The organism is Protofrankia sp. CiP1_Cm_nod4 (genome assembly GCF_982290645.1).
On the sequence record NZ_CEVIVC010000217.1, the window covers coordinates 4760 to 6100 of the forward strand.

Here is a 1341-nt window from a genome sequence, read left to right on the forward strand (position 1 = left end):
CCGCCGGCGGGTGAGATCGAGCTGGACTACGTCGCCTCGGTGCCGAACGCGGCAAAGGTGCTGGCCGCCCTGCACCGGGGTGAGAAGCGGCTCGTGTTCTGCGACTCGAAGAAGATCGTCGAGGAGCTCGGGCAGGCGCTGCGTTCCCTCGGGGTGACGACGTTCCTCTCGCACGCGTCGCTGTCCGTCGATGAGCGGCGCCGGTCCGAGGAGGCCTTCGCCCAGGCCCGGGACTGCGTGATCGTCGCCACCAGCACCCTGGAGCTGGGCATCGACGTCGGCGACCTCGACCGGGTCATCCAGATCAACGCCCCGGGAACCGTCGCGTCGTTCCTGCAGCGTCTCGGCCGCACCGGCCGCCGGGCGGGTACGACTCGCAACTGCCTGTTCCTCGCCCTGAACGAGAGTGCGCTCGTGCATGCCGCCGGGCTGTTGCTGCTGTGGGGCCGCGGCTGGGTCGAGCCGGTCGTCGCACCGCCGGAGCCACGGCACATCGTCGCCCAGCAGCTGCTCGCATACTGCCTTCAGGAGAACCGGGTCGGCGACCGGGCCTGGGTGGACGAGTGGAACGGCCTCGCGCCCTTCGACCGCTCGGCGGAGCCGGTCGTGCGCCACCTCGTCCGCATGGGCTACCTGGACTCCGACGGCGGCATGCTGTTCGTCGGCCCCGAGGCGGAGCGCCGCTTCGGCCACCGGCACTTCTCCGAGCTGACCGCGGTCTTCACCGCGGCACCCGAGTTCACCGTCCTGCACGGCCGCGACGAGATAGGCCGCACCGACCCGGTCCTGCTCACCGGCCCCGTCGAGGGCCCGCGGCTGCTGCTGCTCGCCGGCCGCAGCTGGCGGGTCACCCACATCGACTGGAAGCGCCGCCGCTGTTTCGTCGAGCCCGCCGAGAGCGGCGGCCGGGCCCGCTGGCTGGCCCCTGCCGACGGCGCCACGTCCTTCGAGCTGACCAGAGCGATGCGGGATGTCCTGCTCGGCGCCGGCCCGCCGGTCCCCCTCACCCGCCGGGCGGCGCAGCGGCTCGCGGCCGTCCGCGGGAACCACCTCAACGTCGTCCACCCGGGCGGCACAATGATCGTCCGGACGGAGGACCTGACCGACGTCCGTTGGTGGACCTGGGCCGGCGAAGGCGCCAACCGCACCCTCACCGCGAGCCTCGGCGACCTCGCCGACCCCCTCCAGACCCCGGCCGCCTCCTACCTGCGCCTGCGCACCGACCTGACCCCGGCCAGCTGGCAGGCCGCGACCGCGGGCCTGCAGTCCCGCCTCTGCCTCCCCCACGTCACCGGCGAGGCCCTGGCCGGCCTGAAGTTCAGCGCCGCCCTCCCCCCGCGC

At 73.7% G+C, this 1341-nt stretch carries 1 protein-coding gene; it reads left to right on the plus strand.

What is annotated here, in order from left to right; genetic code table 11:
• On the plus strand, nt 1-1341 hold a 1341-nt coding region (locus AC5LSR_RS23030), incomplete at both ends, for a helicase-related protein (RefSeq protein WP_493469013.1).